The 20,098-nt window shown below is 67.6% G+C and carries 19 protein-coding genes and 2 pseudogenes; 11 read left to right on the top strand and 10 right to left on the bottom strand.

Annotated elements, in window-relative coordinates; translation table 11 throughout:
• From QMO14_RS29265 to QMO14_RS29250, 4 genes and pseudogenes are all read left to right on the top strand, one after another.
• Positions 1-197: pseudogene (locus QMO14_RS29265) on the top strand (ABC transporter permease); the annotation flags it as partial.
• 133 nt (positions 198-330) lie between these two features.
• A complete protein-coding gene (locus QMO14_RS29260; RefSeq protein WP_301511480.1) occupies positions 331-1,254 on the top strand; it encodes an ABC transporter permease in 924 nt (307 codons plus the stop codon).
• A complete protein-coding gene (locus QMO14_RS29255; RefSeq protein WP_301511479.1) occupies positions 1,254-1,721 on the top strand; it encodes a hypothetical protein in 468 nt (155 codons plus the stop codon). The genes QMO14_RS29260 and QMO14_RS29255 overlap by 1 nt, the downstream gene beginning before the upstream one ends.
• Positions 1,722-1,766: 45 nt before the next feature.
• Positions 1,767-3,053 carry an amidohydrolase family protein gene (locus QMO14_RS29250; protein ID WP_301511477.1) on the top strand — a complete coding sequence of 429 codons (1,287 nt, stop codon included), beginning with the start codon at positions 1,767-1,769 and terminating at the stop codon, positions 3,051-3,053.
• Positions 3,054-3,062: 9 nt separating this feature from the next.
• Here the strand turns inward: QMO14_RS29250 and QMO14_RS29245 are convergent, their stop codons facing one another.
• Together QMO14_RS29245 and ompR are read right to left on the bottom strand one after the other, a co-directional pair.
• A complete protein-coding gene (locus QMO14_RS29245; protein ID WP_301511474.1) occupies positions 3,063-4,391 on the bottom strand; it encodes an ATP-binding protein in 1,329 nt (442 codons plus the stop codon).
• Positions 4,392-4,401: 10 nt separating this feature from the next.
• Positions 4,402-5,124 (bottom strand): two-component system response regulator OmpR, encoded by a 723-nt coding sequence (gene ompR / locus QMO14_RS29240; protein ID WP_301511472.1) that lies wholly within the window; start codon positions 5,122-5,124, stop codon positions 4,402-4,404.
• Positions 5,125-5,317: 193 nt separating this feature from the next.
• Here ompR and QMO14_RS29235 point away from each other — a divergent pair, with 193 nt between their 5' ends.
• The 4 genes from QMO14_RS29235 to QMO14_RS29220 are packed head-to-tail and all read left to right on the top strand — an operon-like array spanning position 5,318 to position 7,809.
• Complete coding sequence (locus QMO14_RS29235) at positions 5,318-5,761, top strand: hypothetical protein (protein ID WP_301511471.1); 444 nt, start codon at positions 5,318-5,320, stop codon at positions 5,759-5,761.
• A 17-nt stretch (positions 5,762-5,778) separates the two neighbouring features.
• Entirely contained in the window at positions 5,779-6,069 is a 291-nt protein-coding gene (locus tag QMO14_RS29230; RefSeq protein WP_301511470.1) for an EF-hand domain-containing protein, read from the top strand.
• Positions 6,070-6,073: 4 nt separating this feature from the next.
• Positions 6,074-6,934: a sterol desaturase family protein gene (locus QMO14_RS29225; protein WP_301511469.1), complete on the top strand. Its 861-nt coding sequence runs from the start codon at positions 6,074-6,076 to the stop codon at positions 6,932-6,934.
• Complete coding sequence (locus QMO14_RS29220; RefSeq protein ID WP_301511467.1) at positions 6,931-7,809, top strand: alpha/beta hydrolase; 879 nt, start codon at positions 6,931-6,933, stop codon at positions 7,807-7,809. The genes QMO14_RS29225 and QMO14_RS29220 overlap by 4 nt, the downstream gene beginning before the upstream one ends.
• On the opposite strand, the gene QMO14_RS29215 is transcribed toward QMO14_RS29220, so the two are convergent.
• Entirely contained in the window at positions 7,806-8,639 is an 834-nt protein-coding gene (locus QMO14_RS29215) for an NAD-dependent protein deacetylase (RefSeq protein ID WP_301511466.1), read from the bottom strand. The two genes, QMO14_RS29220 and QMO14_RS29215, sit on opposite strands and share 4 nt — an antisense overlap.
• Positions 8,640-8,708: 69 nt before the next feature.
• On the opposite strand from QMO14_RS29215, the gene QMO14_RS29210 reads away from it, so the two are divergent.
• A complete protein-coding gene (locus QMO14_RS29210) occupies positions 8,709-9,686 on the top strand; it encodes a tripartite tricarboxylate transporter substrate binding protein (protein WP_301511465.1) in 978 nt (325 codons plus the stop codon).
• A 27-nt stretch (positions 9,687-9,713) separates the two neighbouring features.
• Here the strand turns inward: QMO14_RS29210 and QMO14_RS29205 are convergent, their stop codons facing one another.
• The 7 genes and pseudogenes from QMO14_RS29205 to icd form a co-directional block, all read right to left on the bottom strand.
• Positions 9,714-10,169: a DUF3574 domain-containing protein gene (locus tag QMO14_RS29205; RefSeq protein ID WP_301511464.1), complete on the bottom strand. Its 456-nt coding sequence runs from the start codon at positions 10,167-10,169 to the stop codon at positions 9,714-9,716.
• Between the two features lie 243 nt (positions 10,170-10,412).
• A pseudogene (locus tag QMO14_RS33435) lies at positions 10,413-10,583 on the bottom strand (DapH/DapD/GlmU-related protein); the annotation flags it as partial.
• Positions 10,584-10,963: 380 nt separating this feature from the next.
• The gene (sbcB, locus tag QMO14_RS29195; protein WP_301511461.1) at positions 10,964-12,403 is read right to left on the bottom strand and encodes an exodeoxyribonuclease I; all 1,440 of its coding nucleotides are present in this window, start codon (positions 12,401-12,403) and stop codon (positions 10,964-10,966) included.
• On the bottom strand, positions 12,404-13,849 hold the full coding sequence (gene cls / locus QMO14_RS29190; protein ID WP_301511460.1) for a cardiolipin synthase: 1,446 nt from the start codon (positions 13,847-13,849) through the stop codon (positions 12,404-12,406).
• A 112-nt stretch (positions 13,850-13,961) separates the two neighbouring features.
• On the bottom strand, positions 13,962-16,283 hold the full coding sequence (clpA, locus tag QMO14_RS29185; protein WP_301511459.1) for an ATP-dependent Clp protease ATP-binding subunit ClpA: 2,322 nt from the start codon (positions 16,281-16,283) through the stop codon (positions 13,962-13,964).
• 67 nt (positions 16,284-16,350) lie between these two features.
• A complete protein-coding gene (clpS, locus tag QMO14_RS29180; RefSeq protein ID WP_301511458.1) occupies positions 16,351-16,710 on the bottom strand; it encodes an ATP-dependent Clp protease adapter ClpS in 360 nt (119 codons plus the stop codon).
• A gap of 248 nt (positions 16,711-16,958) precedes the next feature.
• The gene (icd, locus tag QMO14_RS29175; RefSeq protein ID WP_301511457.1) at positions 16,959-18,218 is read right to left on the bottom strand and encodes an NADP-dependent isocitrate dehydrogenase; all 1,260 of its coding nucleotides are present in this window, start codon (positions 18,216-18,218) and stop codon (positions 16,959-16,961) included.
• Between the two features lie 219 nt (positions 18,219-18,437).
• On the opposite strand from icd, the gene QMO14_RS29170 reads away from it, so the two are divergent.
• Both QMO14_RS29170 and QMO14_RS29165 read left to right on the top strand, forming a co-directional pair.
• Positions 18,438-18,761, top strand: coding sequence for a cell envelope biogenesis protein TolA (locus QMO14_RS29170; RefSeq protein WP_301511456.1), 324 nt, complete (start codon positions 18,438-18,440; stop codon positions 18,759-18,761).
• 89 nt (positions 18,762-18,850) lie between these two features.
• The coding region (locus tag QMO14_RS29165; protein ID WP_367618178.1) for a transposase at positions 18,851-20,098 on the top strand (1,248 nt) is incomplete at its 3' end.

Below are 20,098 nucleotides of genomic sequence, written 5' to 3'. Positions count from 1 at the left end.
CGATGCTGGCGGGGCTGCACCCGCTGGGCGTGATTGCCGCCGCCGTGTTCGTGGCGGGCGTGCTGGTCGGCGCCGACACCATGAGCCGTGCGGTGGGCGTGCCGACCTACATCGCCGACGTGATCGTCGCGGCCTCGCTGATCGCGGTGCTGGTGGCGACCTTGCTGACGCAGTATCGGGTGAGGATGAAGAAATGACGGCGACCTTCGCATCTTCTGCCTTGCTCCTTCCCCCGCTGGGGGAAGGCTGGGATGGGGGCATCGGCCTCTCCTGCGACCGCCGCCTGCCCCCACCCCGGCCCTCCCCCGGAAGGGGAGGGAGAAATACGCAATGACCGACCTGCTCGACATCCTCGCCAACCCCGCCTTCTGGGTCGCGGTGCTGCGCATCGCCACGCCGCTCATCCTCGGCACGCTCGGCGTGCTGCTGTGCGAGCGCGCGGGGGTGCTCAACCTCGGCATCGAGGGGATCATGGTCGCGGGTGCCTTCACCGGCTGGCTCGCGGTGTATGCGGGCGCGCCGCTGTGGGTGGGCGTCGGCGTGGCCGCGCTCGCGGGCATGGCGTTCGGGCTGCTGCATTCCTTCCTGACCGTCGGGCTGGCGCTCTCGCAGCACGTCTCGGGGCTGGGCATCACGCTGCTGGCAACCGCGCTGAGCTACTTCGGCTACCGAGTGAGCTTTCCGAAGGTGAACACGCCCCCCACCATCACGCCCTTCGCGCCGATGGACTGGCTGCCCATCCCGATCCTGAACGCGCAGACCGCGCTCACCCTGTTCGCGCTGCTGCTGGTGCCGGTGGTGGGCTGGGTGCTGTACCGCACGCCGCTGGGCCTCGCGCTGCGCATGGCCGGCGAGAACCCGCAGGCGGCGGAAAGCCAGGGCGTGTCGGTCGCGGCCACGCGCACCGGCGCCATCGTCGCGGGCTCGGCGCTGATGGGCATGGCGGGCTCCTTCCTCACGCTGTCGGCCTTCAACGCCTTCTTCTTCAACATGGTGAACGGGCGCGGCTGGATCTGCGTGGCGCTGGTGGTGTTCGCCTCGTGGCGGCCGGGCAAGGCCCTGCTGGGCGCGCTGCTGTTCGCCTTCTTCGATGCGCTGCAGCTGCGGCTGCAACAATCCGGCGACGCCGTGCTGCCGTATCAGCTTTACCTGATGCTGCCCTACCTGCTGTCGATCCTGGCGCTGGTGCTGGTGGCACGCAAGGCAAGCTACCCGCAGGCGCTGATGAAACCGTACCGCAAGGGGGAACGCTGATGACCACCAGGACCGCCACCGCCGCGCGAGGTGCCCTGCTCGCGGCGCTGCTGGCGCTGGGCGGCACGAACGCCGCGCGCGCACTGGGCATGAACTACGGCTACGAGGCCTTCAGCACGGCCGACGCCGTGACCTGGGTGCAGATGTGCGGCACCTGGGGCAAGGACCACCAGGGCACCTACCGGGTGGTGCACGCCGAGCAGTACGCCCAGTCCTTCCTCTACGTGCAATGGATGACGCGCGACGCCAACGGCAGCCTGCGCGCCGAGCACACGGTGGCAATTGCAGAACTCGACAACGACCACGCGGAAATCTCGCTGTCCGACCTCACCTGCCGCGCCACGCCACGCGGCATCGTGGTGACAGCCAAGGCCGATTCGGGGCACGACGAGAAGCTGCGCCGCGTGACCATCGAGGTCGGGCCGGCGCCGGGGCAATACCGGTACCGGGCGCAGAACACGCGCTGAAACCCTCGCGCCCGATCGACAACAGAACACGCAAAGGCCGCCACGATGCTCGACCTCCTCATCACCAACGCCACCCTCCCCGACGGCCGCACCGGCATGTCGGTCGCCGTGCAGGACGGGTGCATCGCCGAAGTCACGCCCGGCCTCGATGCGCCTGCGCACGAAAAGCTTGACGCGCAAGGCCTGCTGCTCGCGCCCCACTTCGTCGACCCGCATTTCCACATGGACGCCACGCTGAGCTACGGCCTGCCGCGCGTCAACCAGAGCGGCACGCTGCTCGAGGGCATCGCGCTGTGGGGCGAGCTGAAGCCGCTGCTGACGGCCGACGCGCTCATCGAGCGCGCGCTGGCGTACTGCGACTGGGCGGTGGCCAAGGGACTGCTGGCGGTGCGCTCGCATGTGGACACCAGCGACCCCAGCCTGCTGGCGGTCGATGCGCTGCTGGAGGTCAAGCGCAAGGTGGCGCCGTATCTCGACCTGCAGCTGGTCGCCTTTCCGCAGGACGGCGTGCTGCGCTCGCCCGGCGGCGTCGAAAACCTTGAGCGTGCGCTCGACAAGGGCGTGGACGTGGTCGGCGGCATCCCGCACTTCGAACGCACCATGGCCGAGGGCGCCGCCAGCGTGAAGCTGCTGTGCGAGATCGCGGCCGACCGGGGCAAGCTGGTCGACATGCACTGCGACGAGTCGGACGACCCGCTCTCGCGCCACATCGAGACGCTGGCCTTCGAGACCCAGCGCCTGGCCCTGCAGGGCCGCGTGACGGGCTCGCACTGCACCTCGATGCACTCGATGGACAACTACTACGTGAGCAAGCTGCTGCCGCTGATCGCCGAAAGCGGCGTGTCGGTGGTGTCGAACCCGCTCATCAACATCACGCTGCAGGGCCGCCACGACACCTACCCCAAGCGCCGCGGCATGACGCGCGTGCCCGAACTCATGGCGGCCGGCGTGAACGTCGCCTTCGGCCACGACTGCGTGATGGACCCGTGGTACGGCATGGGCTCGGGCGACATGCTCGAAGTGGCGCACATGGGCCTGCATGTGGCGCAGATGACCAGTCAGGAAGGCATCCGCCAGTGCTTCGAGGCGGTGACGACCAACGCCGCGCGCGTGATGCACCTGGAGAACTACGGCCTCGAGGCCGGCTGCGACGCCAGCTTCGTGCTGCTGCAGGCGCGCGATGCGGTCGAAGCGATCCGCCTGCGCGCCGCGCGGCTCAAGGTGTTCCGCAAGGGTCGCCTGCTGGCCGAGACGCCGGCCGCCACGGCCAGCCTGCACCTTCCCGGCCGGAGTGACTCGACGAGCTGGATGGTGCCGAAGCGCCAGGGCTGAGTCCGAAGGCTACGTGCCGCCCGGCACGATCTGCATCGGCAAGCGCAGCCGTGCATGCAGGCCCGCACCGGGCGGCGTCTCGAGTTCGAGCCACCCGCCGTGTGCCTGCGCGACGCGCTGCACGATCGCCAGGCCGAGACCCGCGCCGGCCACGCCGCTGCGGTCAGCCTGACCGCGACGGAATGCCTGCCTGAGCTCGTCGGCCTCGCGGGGATCGATGCCATCGCCACGGTCGATGACCTCGACGATCACCTCTTTTCCATCCACCCTGGTCGACAGCGTGACCGGCGGCCTGCCGTGCCGCCAGGCGTTCTCGATCAGGTTGCCGATGGCTCGCCGCATGGCTTGCGGGCGCAACGCGAGCGCGGGCACGCCGCCCAACCGCAGCGCCACCGGGCGGCCATGGTCGGCGCAGGCTGCCGCCAGCGAGCGTGCCATGTCGTCGAGCGACGTCGCTACCGGCTTCTCGTCCCCCTCGCTTCGCGCAAAGTCGAGAAACTGGCCCACGATGGCGTCCATTTCCTCCACGCTGCGCGTCATGCTGCTCACGAGTTCAGGCTCCATGCGCTCGCGCAGTATTTCCACCCCCAGGCGCAGCTTGGTGAGCGGTGTGCGAAGGTCGTGGGAGATGCCGGCCAGCATCAGGGCGCGCTCGCGCTCCGTCTGGCGCAGGCTGCTCACCAGTTGATTGAAGCTGCGGCTCACGGTCGCCACTTCGGTCGGGCCGTCTTCGGGCAGCGGCAGGGGCTCACGGCCCCCAGCCAGCGTCTGCGCGGCCTGCACCACGCGCACCAGCGGCCTGTTGAGCCGGCGCTGGAACCACAGCGCTCCCGCCAGGGCGAGCAGCGCGCTGCCTATCGACACCGCCACCAGCGCGCCCGTGAACTCGCGCACCGGCAGCACGCCCGGCATCACGATCCAGTGCTCGCTGCCGTCGAGCGTGAGCCTCAGGGCGAGGCCGCCGTCCTCCTCGCGGCGCCAGACGGCCTCGACACCGAGGCTGGCGATGCGCGCCGACACCGAGCGCACGAAGCTGCGCTCCAGCGGGGTGAGCAACGGGTGCAGGCCGTCGTCGATCCGCCTTGGGCGATCAGCCCGGCCAGCAAGCGCCTGGCGATTGAAGCCCTCGACGAAGGCCGGCCGCTGCGCGGGCGGCAGCGCCTGCAGGCCGGATCGGATCGCGCCCACATTGCGCGCCACGCTTTCGGCGATCTGGTCCAGGCGGGGCTTGAGCACCATCTCGCGAAGCAGCAGCGCGCCGCCGAGCTGGCCCAGCACGATCAGCAGGACGATCAGCAGCGCATTGCGTCCGAACAGGCTGCGGGGAAGGAACTTCATGGCGCGCCTCTCATGGCACGAACAGGTAGCCCACGCCCCAGACGGTGCGGATGTGGCGCGGCTGCGCGGAGTCGGCCTCGATCAGCTTGCGCAGCCGCATCACCTGCACGTCGATGCTGCGGTCGGTCGCTTCATGGTCACGGCCGTGGGCCAGCTCGATCAGGCGCTCGCGGCCCAGCGGCCGGTTGGCGTTGAGCGCCAGCGCCTGCAGCAAGGCGAATTCGCCGGTGGTCAGCGGAATGTTTTCCTTCATGCCGTCCGATTCGCGTTCGAGGCGCCGCTCTCCGAGGTGCAGCGTGAACATGCCGAAGCGCACGCTTTCCTGCGCGGGCACGGGCCCGGCGTGCGCGCCCAGCATGCGCTGGCGGCGCACCAGCGCCTGGATGCGCGCCAGAAGTTCGCGCGGGTTGAAAGGCTTGGGCAAGTAGTCGTCGGCGCCCATCTCGAGGCCGACGATGCGGTCGACCGGGTCGCCGCGCGCGGTGAGCATCAGGATGGGAATGGTCTCGCCCTGGGCGCGCAGCCGTCGGCACACGGCCAGGCCGTCCTCGCCCGGCATCATGACGTCGAGCACCAGCACGTCGAAACGCTCGCGCGCGAGCAGCTTGTCGAGCGGCTGTGCGCTCTCGACGGTGCGCACGGCATAGCCCTGGTCGCCCAGGTAGCGCTGCAGCAGCGCGCGCAGGTCGGCCTCGTCGTCGGCAATCAGGATACGGGCCAGCGCTTCGGTCATGCGGCGGATCGTAACGGCGGCCGCGCTGCCCGGTCGCGCGGGAAATCATGACAAACGATGACACGATCCGGAGAAGCGCTCACGGATTGTCATGAACGCACCTGCCCGCGCCATGGCTGGCTCACATCTCGCGGCCACAGTCGCCGCCATGGCCTCGCGAGGTGCGGGGCCGGTACTGCGAGGAGTTCCGAACATGAAGCGCGTTCTTTCCCTGTCCACCTCCGCCATGCTGGCCGGCGCGATGCTGGCGGCCAGCGCGGCCTCCGATGCCGGCGCGGCCAGCCGGCATGTGGTGCGGCCCAACTCTGCGGGCGGCACCACCGCCACCAACATGCGGGCGGTGCGCGGACCCTACGGAGGTTACGCCGCGCGTGCGGGCACGACTGCCGTCAACCCCGACGGTTCGGCCAGCCACCGCAGCGGCTTCGCGGCGACCGGCGCACGCGGCAGCGTGACCAGCAGCGGCAGCGCGAGCCGCGACGCATCGGGCAACCTGACCCAGACCCGCAGCTCCACCGCCACGAGCGCCGTCACCGGCAACAGCGTGCAGAGCAGCACCAGCTACAGCAGCGGCAGCGGCCTGACGCACAGCGCCACCTGCTACAGCGCGGCCGGCGCGGTCATTCCCTGCCGTTGATGCCGGGGAGAGAAACCATGAAGACCAGTCACGCCCTCCTGCTGGCGCTGGCAACGGCGTCCTTCGCCGCCTGCGCCCGGACGCCCGATGCAGGCCGCGCCGCACAGATGCGCGCCGAGCTGCACAAGCGCTTCGGCGCCGCGGACATCGACGTCGACGGCCGGCTCACCCGCGATGAAGCCCGTGGCAAGATGCCTTGGGTCTACCGCAACTTCGACGCCATGGACAGCGCCCGTGCGGGCAGCGTGACGATCCAGCAGATAGAGGCCTATGCCATGACCCAGCAACGCGGCACGCGGCAGAGATAGCACCATGTCCTTCGATGCGATCCGTGAATCCATGGGCCMCGGCGCCACGGGCTGGCTGACCGGCCTGCTTGTCTTCGTGCTGGCCGCGGCCACGCTGGAAGGCCTGGTCCAGAGCTTCGTGCGGCGCCGGGCCTACGACTGGCGTGCCTACGGCGCCTCGCTGGCCGACGCGGTGGGCCGGCGCGCGGTCGACGCGCTGGGCCTGTCGATTGCCGCGCCGGTGCTGGCATGGGCGCATGCGAACCGGGTCGACACCATTTCGCTGTCGACGCCTGCGGCCTTCGCATTGCTCTTCGTGGGGCAGGAGTTCTGCTACTACTGGTACCACCGCGCGGCGCACCGGGTGCGCTGGTTCTGGGCCACGCACGCGGTACACCACTCGCCCAACGAACTCACGCTGGCCGCCGCACTGCGCCTGGGCTGGACGGGCAAGCTCACCGGCACCGCCCTGTTCTTCGCGCCGCTCGTGTGGCTGGGGTTTCCGCCGCTGGCGGTGGTGGCCACGCTGGCCGCCAACCTGCTCTATCAGTTCTGGCTGCACGCGCCGTGGATGCCGCGCCTGGGGCCGCTCGAATGGGTGCTGAACACGCCGGCGCACCACAAGGTGCATCACGCGTCGAACCCGGAATACCTCGACCGCAACTACGGCGGCGTGCTGATCGTGTTCGACCGGATGTTCGGCACCTTCGCGCAGGAAAGAGACGGCGTGCAGCTGCGCTATGGCCTGACCACGCCGCTGCTCACCCACAACCCGCTGCGCATCGCATTCCACGAATGGGCGAACCTGGGCCGCGACCTGCGGCAAGCCAAGGGGTGGCGCGCGAAGATCTCGACCCTTTTCGGTCCACCGGGAGCCTTGTCATGACGCGTCTGCTGCAGATCTGCGCAGCCTGGCTGTGCCTGATGGCCTTCTTCCCCGCAACGGCGCAGCCGTCCGGTTCGCCGGTCCCAACGCCCGGCGTGCGGCTGCTGGCCGACCAGCCCTATGGACCCGATCGGCGCCAGCGCATGGACGTCTACCTGCCGCCCAAGGTGCAGCAAGGCGCGCCGGTGCTCGTGATGGTCCATGGCGGAGCCTGGATGTTCGGCGACAAGGCTGCTGCATCCGTGGTCAACCGGAAGGTCGAGCACTGGGTGCGCGAGCACGGCTTCATCCTCGTTTCGGTGAGCTACCGATTCGTGCCGCAGGTCGACGTGATGCAGCAGGCGCAGGACGTGGCGCGTGCCGTCGCTACCGCGCAGGCGAGCGCGCCCTCATGGGGTGGCGACGCCAACCGCTTCGTGCTCATGGGCCATTCGGCCGGCGCGCATCTTGTCGCGCTGCTCAGCGCATCGCCTTCCATCGCGCGGCAGCAAGGCGCCCGCCCCTGGCTCGGCGCCGTGGCGCTCGACAGCGCAGCGCTGGACACAGCCGAGCTGATGCAGCGTCGGCACATGCCCTTCTACGACCGCGTATTCGGCAGCGACCCCGCCTTCTGGCGCAGCGTGTCGCCCACCGACGCGCTCGCGCCCGGCGCGCCGCCGATGCTGCTGGTGTGCTCCACCCAGCGCCGCGACGGCTCTTGCACACAGGCCCGGCAGTTCGCGGCGCGCATCGCGGCAACCGGCGGCCGCGCGGAGGTGGTGCCGGAAGATCTTTCGCACGCGCAGATCAACGACGAGCTGGGGCTGCCCGGCGCGTACACCTCGGCGGTGGATGCCTTCATCCGCTCCCTGATCGGGACGCCCAGCCGAAGCTAGACGAGTTGCTGCGCAAGTGCCGTCAGTGCCTCGCCGACGGGTTGCTCGACCTTCAGCGACAGCAGCGCATCGGCCCGCGTGCGCCCCAGGTTCACGGCCGCCACCGGCTTGCCTGCCGCGGCGGCCGCCTGCACGAAGCGGAAGCCCGAATAGACCATCAGCGAAGAGCCGGCCACCAGCACGGCATCGGCCTCTTCCAGCGCGGCGAAGGCGGCGGTGACGCGCTCCTTCGGCACGCTCTCGCCGAAGAACACCACGTCGGGCTTGAGCAGTCCGCCGCAGTGCGGACAGGCGGGCACGTCGAAGGTGGAGAAATCGCGGCCTTCGAGGTCGGCGTCGCCGTCCGGCGCGGCACGGGCCTCCAGCTCGGCCCAGCGCGGGTTGCGCCGGCGCAGTTCGATCTGCAGCTCGGAGCGCGGCGTGCGCCGCTCGCAGCCCATGCAGCGCACGGTGTCGATTCGCCCGTGCAGGTCGATGGCGCCGCGGCTCCCGGCGGCCTCGTGCAGGCCGTCGACGTTCTGCGTGAGCAGCAGGCCCACGCGGCCCGCGTCACCCAGCTTCGCCAGCGCGCGGTGCGCGGCGCCGGGCCGCGCGCGCGCCATCGTCGGCCAGCCAATCAGGCTGCGTGCCCAGTAGCGCTTGCGCGTGGATTCCTCGCCCATGAAGGCCTGGTAGTTGACGGGCGACGGGCGCTTCCATTCGCCGTCGACGTCGCGGTAGTCGGGAATGCCCGATTCGGTGCTGCAGCCCGCGCCGGTGAGCACGAAGAGCTTGCGGTGGCGTGTGGCGAAGTCGGCGAGCGCATCTTGCGCGGCTGGTGTGGCGAGCATCCGCCCAGCATAAGCCGGCGGCCCGATTCCTGCTAAAGGCCTCGTTCCTGCCCGTCAGCGGAGAACGCCATGCCACACCTTCACTCCACGCGCCGCGGCGCATTGCAGATTCTTGCCGCGGGCGTCGCCTCGGCCGCCCTGCCCGCCTTCGCCCAATGGCCCGACAAGGCGATCAAGATCATCGTGACCTTTCCGCCGGGCGGCTCCAGCGACGTGCTGGCCCGCGTGATGGCCGAGCAGCTCGCGAAGAAGCTCGGGCAGCCCGTGGTGGTCGACAACAAGCCCGGTGCCGGCGGCACCATCGGCGGCGCGCAGGTGGCGGCGTCGCCGGCCGACGGCTACATGCTGATGCTGTCGAACACCACGCCGGTGGCGCTCGGCCCTTTCACGCTCGACAAGCAGCCCTACGACCCGGTGACGGGCTTCACCCACGTCGCCTACCTGGGCGCCGCGCCGCTGGTGATCATGGCGAGCAAGCAGTCGGGCCTGAAGAGCTATGCCGACCTGGAAGCGATGGCACGCAAGGAAGGCCACCTGGACTTCGGCTCGGGCGGCCCCGGCTCCATCGGCCACATCCACGGCGAGCTGCTGAAGAAGATCACCGGGCTCAACATGGTGCATGTGCCCTATCGCGGCGGCGCCCCCATGAGCACCGACCTGATCGCCAACACCATTCCGGTGGGCATCGACGTCATCACTTCGTACGTGCCCTTCTTCAAGAGCGGCCAGCTGGTGCCGCTCGCGGTGACGGGCACGCAGCGTTCGCCGCTGATGCCCGATGTGCCGACGATGGTCGAGCTGCATCAGCCGAAGCTGGTGCTCGAGAACTTCTTCGGTCTTTCGGGCCCCGCCAGATTGCCGGCGGACGTTGTCGCCCGGCTCAACACCGCCTGCAACGAGGTGCTGGTCATGCCCGAGATCCAGAAGAAGCTGACCGAGCTGGGCATCGTCGCCAAGCCGGAATCGGTGGCCGCGTTCAACGGCTTCGTCAAGGAGCAGGTCGATGTGCTGGGGCCGACGGTCAAGGCCGCCGGCATCAAGCTCTAGGGCGACGGGCGGGGGCGGACCGCCGGCTCAGAGCCGCACGCAGACCGCCTGCCGCTCCTGCAGCACGGCTTCCTGCGCGAAGCGCTGGCGGTAGGTGCCGACGATGGTGGCGATGGCCGCATCGTTCTTCTCGCTGCGCGCATGCAGCAGCACGACCAGCTTGGAGCGCTCGCGCACCACCTCGCCCGACACGCCGCGCCACTGTCCGGCCGCATCGATCACCGTCAGGCCCTGCGGAAAGGCGGGCGTCACGGTGCTGTCCAGAAAGGCGGTCCACTCGGCGTCCGACACCTGGCCGCCAGAGGGAATGGCTCGGCCGAAGTACAGCGTGTCGCGCTCGAAGGTCTCGAAGCCGCTTCCGCAGGCCCTTGCGCCGCCGGAGCCCGGAGGCGGGAAGGTGCCGCAGCCGGCCAGGGCCAGGGCCGCCACGGCGGCTGCCAGCGCGGCGCGGACAGGAGACTGGGTGGCTCTTCTGGTTGTCATGCGCACACCTCCTTGCATCCATCTCTTTCAGCCCGGCCGAAAGACCAGCGGCGCGGGCTGGCCTTCGGCGGGCGGCTGGCCACGGTCGAGCAGCCGCCAGCCGGGATTCCAGCGCGAAAGGCGGTTTTCGGCAACGGCCTCCTCCAGCATCGACTGGGCGGCTCCGGGGTTCTGCCAGTCGAGCGCCAGCGTGCGCAGGTCCCAGTCCCACCAGGGACAGGCGCGGAGGCGTTCGACCAGCGCGTCGGGAAAGCGCCGGCGGATCACCCGTGCCGGCACGCCGCCCACGACAGTGAAAGGCGCCACATCGCGCGTGACCACCGCACCCGCGCCGATCACCGCGCCRTCGCCGATGGTGATGCCGCTCTTGAGGCTGACGCGCGAACCGATCCACACGTCGTTGCCGATGGTCACCGGCGAGTGCGAGGGGAACTGCCCGACGGACTGGTGCCGGTACGGCTCCGGAAAATTCGGTGCGTAGGCCAGCATGTGCGTGGTGAACCAGTCGGCCGGATGGTCCGACAGGGTCTGCACGCCGTCGCCTATGGAGCAATAGCGCCCCATGCGCACGTCGACGAGCAGCGCGCCGGGCGAGATGCTCGTATACGCGCCGACGGAGCAGCCGGCATGCAGCTGCGCCGAGTGCCAGATGCGCACCGGCGTCTCGAAGCGCAACGGCGTCGGCAGCAGGCAGCCTTCGGAGAGGAAGAGCCCGTAGCTTTCGAGCCCCTTCGACAGTTCGGCGTTGATCGTCAGGCTCATGGGCTGGGCGCTCCGCTGTGTCGTTGCGTCGATCAGGCCTCGGGCGCGATGGCCTCGGCGTATTCGTAGAGCGCGCCGAGGATCTCTTCTCCGCGCTCATCGGCGTGCTCGGAGAGCGCGTCGACCTCGCTGAACAGCATCTCGATGGTGCGCGCCCCGCCCTCGCCCCTGAAGAGCTTCGCGACACGCAGGGCTTCCCAGCGCTCTGTCTCTTCTTCGCTCAGCAGCTCCGGCCAGTTGCGCGCGCGGTAGCGGAAGAGGATTTCGTCGAGCCGGCCGTCGTCGAAGCCTGTGCGGTCCTTGGCCAGCTCCTCGGGCGACAGGCCGCGCAGCTGGTTCAGGCGCCGCCGGTCGGCGTTGCCGACGAAGCCGCCGTACAGGTCTTCGTCGACATCGGGGGTGGCCTCCTTGGGACGGGCGTAGACCTGCGACCAGATGGCGCTCATGTCGGGCAGGTCGCGCGCGATGGCCGCGTGGCGCATCGCCGCCTCGAGGTCGACGCCCCAGCGCTCGGCCATGGGCGGCGCGAGCGTGCGCAGGTTGCCGACCACCATCGGCGACTTGTTGAGGTGCACGCCCTTGATCGGCAGGCGCACCACGCCCTCCGGCAGGTCGGCCGTGCGGGTGAAGAGGCGAAGCCGCAGCGTTTCGACGTCGATGTCGCGCAGCTCGCTCGGGTCATGGGCCAGGTCCCAGGCCAGCAGCTCGTTCTTGTTGGTGGGATGGCTGGCCAGCGGCCACATCACGGCGAGGCAACCACGCTCGACCGGGAACATGCCCGAGACGTGCAGGAAGGGCTTCGCAGTCTCGCGCGTCGCGGGCAGGCCCAGCTCGGCGGCGACGCGGTCCTTCCTGTGCAGGCCGAATGCAAAGTCGAACAGCTTGGGCTGCTTGTCGCGGATGAGCCGGGCCAGCGCGATGGTGGCGCGCACGTCCGACAAGGCATCGTGCGCCGATTCGTGCAGCAGGCCATTGGCGCGCGCCAGGTCCTCCAGCTTGAAGCTGGGCTTGCCGTCTTCCTTCTTCGGCCATTCGATACCGTCGGGGCGCAGCGCGTAGGTCAGGCGCACCACGTCGAGCAGGTCCCAGCGGCCGCAGTCGTTCTGCCACTCGCGCGCGTACGGTTCGATCAGGTTGCGCCAGAACAGGAAGCGCGTGACCTCGTCGTCGAAGCGGATGGTGTTGTAGCCCACGCCGATGGTGCCGGGCTGGGAGAAGGCTTTCTCGATGTGGGCCGCGAACTCATGTTCGGGAATGCCGCGCTCCAGGCACACCTGCGGCGTGATGCCGGTGATCAGGCAGGCCTCGGGGCTGGGCAGGTAGTCCGGCGCGGGCTTGCAGTAGATCATCAGCGGCTCGCCAACCTCGTTGAGCTCGGCGTCGGTTCGGATGGCCGCGAACTGCGAGGGGCGGTCGCGGCGCGGCACCGCGCCGAAGGTTTCGTAGTCGTGCCAGAGAAAGGTGTGGTTCATTCAGAGCAGGGGTGAAAACAGGCGCGCGATGGCGTCGCCGAGGCGGCGCCAGAAACCCTGGTGCCGGTTGGCGCGCACCGCGCCGGAACTGTGCAGGTCGGTCTCGAACTGCGCCGCCAGCGGGCGGGTCAGCTCGGGACCGTAGACCACCGCGCAGACCTCGAAATTGAGGCGGAAGCTGCGGTTGTCGAAATTGGCGGTGCCGATCATCGCGCAATGGTCGTCCACCACCAGGGTCTTGGAATGCAGCATGCGCGCCTTGTACTCCCAGACCTTCACGCCGGCGGCGATCAATTCGTCGAAATACGAGCGCGCGGCGGCGCTCACGATGGCCGAGTCGCTGCGGCGCGGCACCAGCAGGCGCACGTCGACGCCGCGCAGCGCGGCGCTGGTGAGCGCCATCAGCGCGGGCTCGCCCGGCACGAAGTACGGCGTGGTGAGCCAGGCGCGGTGCGTGGCCGAATGGATGGCCTCGACGTGCATGCGGTGGATGGCCTCCATCGGGCTGTCGGGGCCGCTGGTGACGATCTGCACCGGAATGTCGCCGGCCTCCAACTGCGGCAGCATGGCGTTCAGCGCGTCGTCGATGCCGCGCGGGTCTTCGCCGGTGGCGTAGGTCCAGTCTTCCAGGAAGGTGGTCTGCAGCCAGCGCACCGCGCTGCCTTCGATGCGCAGGTGCACGTCGTGGTATGCGTCGGGGTTGGTGCGCTTGTCTTCCTCGTCGGTGATGTTCACGCCGCCTGTGAAGCCGATGCGGCCGTCGCACACCACGATCTTGCGGTGGGTGCGGTAGTTGGTCACCGGGCGCAGGCGCCGGCCGATCTTGGTGTCGTGGAACAGCGCCACCTTCACGCCCGCTTCGAGCATCGGCGCCATGAATTTGCGGCCGATGCGCTTGGAGCCCAGCGCATCGATCAGCAGGCGCACCGTCACGCCCTCCTTCGCGCGCTCGATCAGCAGGTCCCGCAGCGCGGTGCCGATGCGGTCGGGCTCGAAGATGTAGTACTCGAGGTGGATGTGGTTCCGCGCGGCGCGCACGGCGTCGAAGATCGCGTCGAAGGTGCGTGCGCCGCCCGAAAGCAGTTCGACGTCGAGCGCGCTGGACACCGGCAGGCCGCAGGTCGCGGTGCCCAGCTTGGCCATCTGCTGCAGCGCCGGCGGCGCGTTCTGAGCCGCATCGCGCAGCCGAGCCACGTCGGCCTGGGCGGAAGCGCCGGCGCGGCTGCGCAGGCGCTTCAGGCGCTGCTTTTTCAGCCGCTGCGGCCCGAGAAAGTAATAGACGACGAAGCCCGCGAACGGCAGCAGCGCCAGCGAGAGGATCCAGCTCATCGTCGAGACCGGCGCGCGCTTCTGCATCACGATCCAGACCGACAACACCGCGATGTAGCCGCTCCACGCCAGGGAGAGGCCGGTTTTCCATTCGTGGCTGAGTTCGGGGAGGATCAAGGCGGGAAAACCGTTGGTGGTGCGCTGGTTCGATAAATCTGGCCGCAAAGAAAAAGGCCGGTAGCGATGCTACCGGCCTTTGACTTCATTCCAGAAACCGCTGCGGGCTCATTCAGCCTGCTGCAGCTTCCTCTGCTTCGGGCTTCTGCTTGCCTTCCTTCTTCGGAAGCGGCTGGATGTCGAGCAGCACTTCGTCCTTGTCGTCGAGGTCGACTTCGAGGCGACCACCGTCGGTCAGGCGTCCGAACAGCAGCTCGTCGGCCAGTGCACGACGGATCGTGTCCTGGATCAGGCGCTGCATCGGGCGAGCGCCCATCAGCGGATCGAAGCCCTTCTTCGCCAGGTGCTTGCGCAGCTTGTCGCTGAAGGTGACTTCCACCTTCTTCTCGCCGAGCTGGGTTTCCAGCTGCAGCAGGAACTTGTCGACCACGCGCAGGATGACCTGTTCGTCGAGCGCCTTGAAGTTGACGATGGCGTCCAGCCGGTTGCGGAATTCGGGCGAGAACAGGCGCTTGATGTCGCCCATTTCGTCGCCGGCCTGCCTCGGGTTGGTGAAGCCGATGGTCGCCTTGTTCATGGTCTCGGCGCCCGCGTTCGTCGTCATGATGATGATGACGTTGCGGAAGTCGGCCTTGCGCCCGTTGTTGTCGGTCAGCGTCCCATGGTCCATGACCTGCAGCAGCACGTTGAAGATGTCCGGGTGCGCCTTCTCGATTTCGTCGAGCAAGAGCACCGCGTGCGGCTTCTTGGTGACAGCCTCGGTCAGCAGGCCGCCCTGGTCGAAACCGACGTAGCCCGGAGGCGCGCCGATCAGGCGGCTCACGGCATGGCGCTCCATGTATTCCGACATGTCGAAGCGGATCAGCTCGATGCCCATGATGTAGGCGAGCTGCTTCGCGGCTTCGGTCTTGCCGACGCCCGTGGGGCCGGAGAACAGGAACGAGCCGATCGGCTTGTCGCCCTTGCCCAGGCCCGAACGCGCCATCTTGACCGCCGAGGCGAGCACTTCGAGTGCCTTGTCCTGGCCGAACACCACGCTCTTGAGGTCGCGCTCGATGGTCTGCAGCTTGCTGCGGTCGTCGTTGCTGACGTTGGCCGGGGGAATGCGCGCGATCTTCGCAACGATTTCCTCGACCTCGCTCTTGCTGATGGTCTTCTTGCGCTTGCTCGGCGGCAGGATGCGCTGGGCGGCGCCGGCTTCGTCGATGACGTCGATTGCCTTGTCGGGCAGATGACGGTCATTGATGTACTTGGCGCTGAGCTCGGCCGCGGCCTGCAGGGCAGCCACGGCGTACTTCACGCCATGGTGTTCCTCGAAGCGCGACTTCAGGCCCTTGAGGATGTCGACGGTTTCCTGCACCGAGGGCTCGACCACGTCGACCTTCTGGAAACGGCGCGACAGGGCCGCATCTTTTTCGAAGATGCCGCGGTATTCCGTGAAGGTGGTCGCGCCGATGCACTTGAGCTGGCCGCTGGAGAGCGCCGGCTTGAGCAGGTTCGACGCGTCGAGCGTTCCGCCCGAAGCCGCGCCCGCACCGATCAGGGTGTGGATCTCGTCGATGAAGAGAATGGCGTTCGGCTTGTCCTTGAGCGACTTGAGCACGCCCTTCAGGCGCTGCTCGAAATCGCCGCGGTACTTGGTGCCGGCCAGCAGCGCGCCCATGTCGAGCGAGAACACGTTGGACTCGGCCAGGATCTCCGGCACGTCGCCCTGCGTGATGCGCCATGCGAGACCCTCGGCGATGGCGGTCTTGCCCACGCCGGCCTCGCCAACAAGCAGCGGGTTGTTCTTGCGCCGGCGGCACAGGATCTGGATGACTCGCTCGACCTCGTACTCGCGGCCGATCAGCGGATCGATCTTGCCGTCCTTGGCCATCTGGTTGAGGTTCTGCGTGAACTGCTCGAGCGGCGATGCCTTCTCGTTGCGCTCGCCGCCGCCCTCCTCGCCTTCGCCCGAGGGAGCTTCACCGCTGCCCTTGACGGCTTCCGGCGGATCGCTCTTCTTGATGCCGTGGGCGATGAAGTTGACCACGTCGAGGCGGGTAACGCCCTGCTGGTGCAGGTAGTACACGGCGTGCGAGTCCTTCTCGCCGAAGATCGCGACCAGCACGTTGGCGCCGGTGACTTCCTTCTTGCCATTGCCGGTGGACTGCACATGCATGATGGCGCGCTGGATCACGCGCTGGAAACCCAGGGTCGGCTGGGTGTCTACATCGTCGGTACCCGCCACTTGGGGCGTGTTGTCCTTGATGAAGTTGGTGAGCGACGCCCGCAGGTCGTCGACGTTTGCCGAGCAGGCGCGCAGAACTTCCGCGGCGCTCGGGTTGTCCAGCAAAGCGAGCAGCAGATGCTCCACGGTGATGAACTCGTGGCGCTGCTGCCGGGCCTCTACGAAGGCCATGTGCAAGCTGACTTCCAGTTCCTGGGCAATCATGTGATTTCCTTTTGCCTTGCTGTAAATAAGTTCTCAGATGGGTTGGAGCTTGCGCAATTCAACTGGTTCATGCAACAGGTTCACTGACGCACTGGAGCGGATGCCCCGCCTGCTGGGCGGCTTCCATTACCTGATTGACCTTGGTGGCCGCCATGTCGCGAGAATAGACCCCACAGACGCCCCGGCCATCGAGGTGGATCTTGAGCATGATCTGAGTCGCGGTTTCGCGGTCCTTGCTGAAATACTCCTGCAGCACGACGATCACGAACTCCATGGGCGTGTAGTCGTCGTTCAGCATCACCACCTGGTACATCTGAGGCGGCGCGGTCTTTTGCGGCCGGCGCTCCAGAACGACCGAATCCCCATCGTCCCCGGCCGGTTTCCGGGCCGGCGGAGTACCGGGAGTTTTTGGAATTCTCGTTGCCATGAAAATGATTCTATAGAGCGTGCAAGCGCCGTGCCGAGCAAAAAAACGTGGTGGCGCCTATCCGACAATTCAAGGGGTTTGCGGCGGTTGCGACAGCATTTCGGCTGAGGCGCGTCGCCGAGGAGTTTTAGGCAAAAAGATCAGCGCCGCGCCGTTGAAGACGCAATAAAAAGCCCTTGAATTCCTTCAGGAAGTTCAAGGGCTCCGCATGCCGCCGCAACACCGCCGGGTGCCGAGGCGCGCACCAATTACATGTTGTCGATCATGACCTGGCCGAAGCCCGAGCAGCTCACCTGCGTCGCGCCTTCCATGAGGCGGGCGAAGTCATATGTGACTTTCTTGCTGGCGATCGACTTTTCCATCGAGCTGATGATCAGGTCGGCGGCTTCCTTCCAGCCCATATGGCGCAGCATCATTTCGGCCGAGAGAATCTCGGAGCCGGGGTTCACGTAGTCCTTGCCGGCATACTTGGGGGCCGTGCCGTGGGTGGCCTCGAACATGGCGACGGTATCGCTCAGGTTCGCGCCCGGAGCGATACCGATGCCGCCGACCTGCGCGGCCAGGGCGTCGGATACGTAGTCGCCGTTGAGGTTGAGCGTGGCGATCACGCTGTACTCGGCGGGACGCAGCAGGATCTGTTGCAGGAACGCATCGGCGATGCTGTCCTTGACGGTGATCTCTTTGCCCGTCCTCGGGCTCTTGAATTTCATCCATGGCCCGCCGTCGATCAGTTCGGCGCCGAATTCCTTGGCGGCCAAGCCATAGCCCCAGTCACGGAAGCCGCCTTCGGTGAACTTCATGATGTTGCCCTTGTGCACCAGGGTCACGCTCGGCTTGTCGTTGTCGATGGCGTATTGCAGCGCCTTGCGCACGAGGCGCTCCGTGCCCTCCCTCGACACGGGCTTGACGCCGATGCCAGAGGTATTGGGAAAGCGGATCTTCTTGACACCCATCTCGTCCTGCAGGAACTTGATGAGCTTTTTGGCTTTTTCGCTCTCGGCCTCGAACTCGATGCCGGCGTAGATGTCTTCCGAGTTCTCGCGGAAGATCACCATGTTGGTCTTGTGCGGTTCGCGCACCGGGCTCGGGACACCCTCGAAGTACTGGATGGGGCGCAGGCAGACGTAGAGGTCGAGTTCCTGGCGCAGCGCGACGTTCAGCGAGCGGATGCCGCCGCCCACGGGCGTGGTCAGCGGGCCCTTGATTGAAACCACGTAGTCGCGCACGGCATGAAGCGTTTCCTCGGGGAGCCAGACATCGGGCCCGTAGACCTTGGTCGACTTCTCGCCGGCGTAGACCTCCATCCAGTGGATCTTCTTCTTGCCACCGTAGGCCTTGGCCACGGCGGCATCAACCACTTTCAGCATCACTGGCGTGATGTCCAGTCCGGTTCCGTCGCCTTCGATGAAAGGGATGATCGGTTGGTCAGGCACATTGAGAGAGTTGTCGACGTTGACCGTGATCTTCTGGCCTTCGGTCGGGACTTTGATGTGCTGGTAACTGGTCATGAGAGAGGATGGCTCCGGGATTGGCGTACTTTTGACAACTGTCAGCGAATTCAGACACGGCGCGCATTCCACTGTACAGCCGGCGAACAAATCGCTGTACATTTTAGACGCAGCCCATCAGCAAGCGTTTGTCAACCGACCGGCCAATGGCCTCGTTAGTGGCTGACCTTCTGCTCGCCGGGAGGCGTTTCCAACCAATTCTCGATAGAGGAATCATCAATGAGCAAAATTCTCGCAGTCATGATCGCCGGCCTGTTCGCCGCTGGCGCCTACGCCCAGAACCCGGCCGGTACGACGCCCGAGCAAGGCAACGCCAACAACAGCAAGTCGCAGCAACGCGCCGAAGCCAAGAAGGCTGCCAAGCCCGCTGGTCAGGTCAAGGCTGCAGCCGGCGACGAAGCCAAGACGCCCGAAGGCGGCGCCATCGGTGCCGACAAGGCGGCCGCTGCTGGCGAGAAGCGCGCAAGCACCCGCGATCAGCGTCGTCGCAACAAGGATGGCAGCATCAAGCGCAAGTCGACTCAAGGCGGCACCCCGAACTAATTCGGATTGGCCCGGCGAAAAAGCCGACCCTCGCAGGCTGTTTGAATAGTCTGTCGTGAGTCCGCGAAAAGTGCCCTCCAGGCGTTGGTCTGGAGGGCATTTTTCATTGGAGAGCGACCAATGGAGCATCGACACGAACAAGACCGGGGGCAGGCGACGTTGTTTCCGCTGATGCTCGACGAGCTTGTTGGCCTGGACGCTCTGATTCGGGTGGTGGACGCCTGGGCGCACCGTCCTACGACCCGGGCGATCTGCTGTGGCTGTACATCTGGGGCTACTTGAGCGCGATCCGCTCTTCGCGGGCGCTGGAGCGCGAGGGCCATCGCAACCTGGAGTGCATGTGGCTGCTGGTGCGCCTGGCGCCGGACCACAAGACCATTGCCGAGTTCAGGCGCCGGAACACGGCAGCCCTGGTGGCCAGCTGTGCGGCCTTCGTGCCGTTCGCGAGCGACAGCCGGCTGACCCGAGGTGCCAGCGTGGCCGTCGATGGCTCGAAGGCGCAGGCGGTGGCCTCGCGCGAGGCGGTGGTGGGGCAGCGGGAGTTGGCGGCGCAGGCGCAGCGCAACGCGCAGGAGATCGCGACCTATCTGCGATGGCTGGACAGCCGGGAAAGAGACGATGAGCAAGGTGGCCAAGGGCCCGGGGGTGGCGCTGGCGCGCCAGATGAAGTGCGTGCCGCCAAGGAACGCCTGAAGACTGAAGGCCGTGCCATTGCCACCCAAGCCCAGCACCACCAGGACGGCGGCGGCCTGTACCAGCCAGGCGCATTCGTCTGCGAGGCGGCCAGCGACAGCTTCACCTGCCCGGCGAGCAGCGCCCTGAGGCGCAAGCAGCTCTCGCGCAAGGACAAGACGGTGATCTACGCCGCACAGCCTGGCGACTGCGCTCGATGCGCACGCAAGCCCGGAGGCACCACGGCCAGACGGCGCTTCGCGACGCGCCACCTGCATGAAGAGGCGCTTGAGGCCGATACGAGCCGGCTTGCAGCCAAGCCCTGGATGATGGCGCTCAGGCGCCAGACGGTGGAGCCCCTCTTCGCCAGCGTCAAGCACCTGATCCTGGGCAATGCCCGCCTGCGGATGAGGCACCTCACAGGAGCGCAAGCGGAGTTCGCCCTGGCGGTGATGGCCTACAACCTGAAGCGGGTGCTCAACATGAAGGGGCATCCTCGATGTGCTCCAGGCGCTGCGGGGCCGAGGCACGGGGGTCTGAGCCACGATGCGCGCCACGCTCAGGAAGCTCGACAGCCGCACCACCACGTTGCGCTTCAGCCCCAGCCGCGCGAGCGTGGTGTCGACGATGGCGTGCCCTGTGCCCGAGGTCGACACCACCGCATG

Origin of the sequence: Variovorax sp. CAN15, from assembly GCF_030462475.1 — a bacterium.
In the GTDB taxonomy this organism is placed as follows: Bacteria; Pseudomonadota; Gammaproteobacteria; order Burkholderiales; family Burkholderiaceae_C; genus Variovorax.
This window is presented reverse-complemented; position numbering and strand designations above follow the sequence as displayed.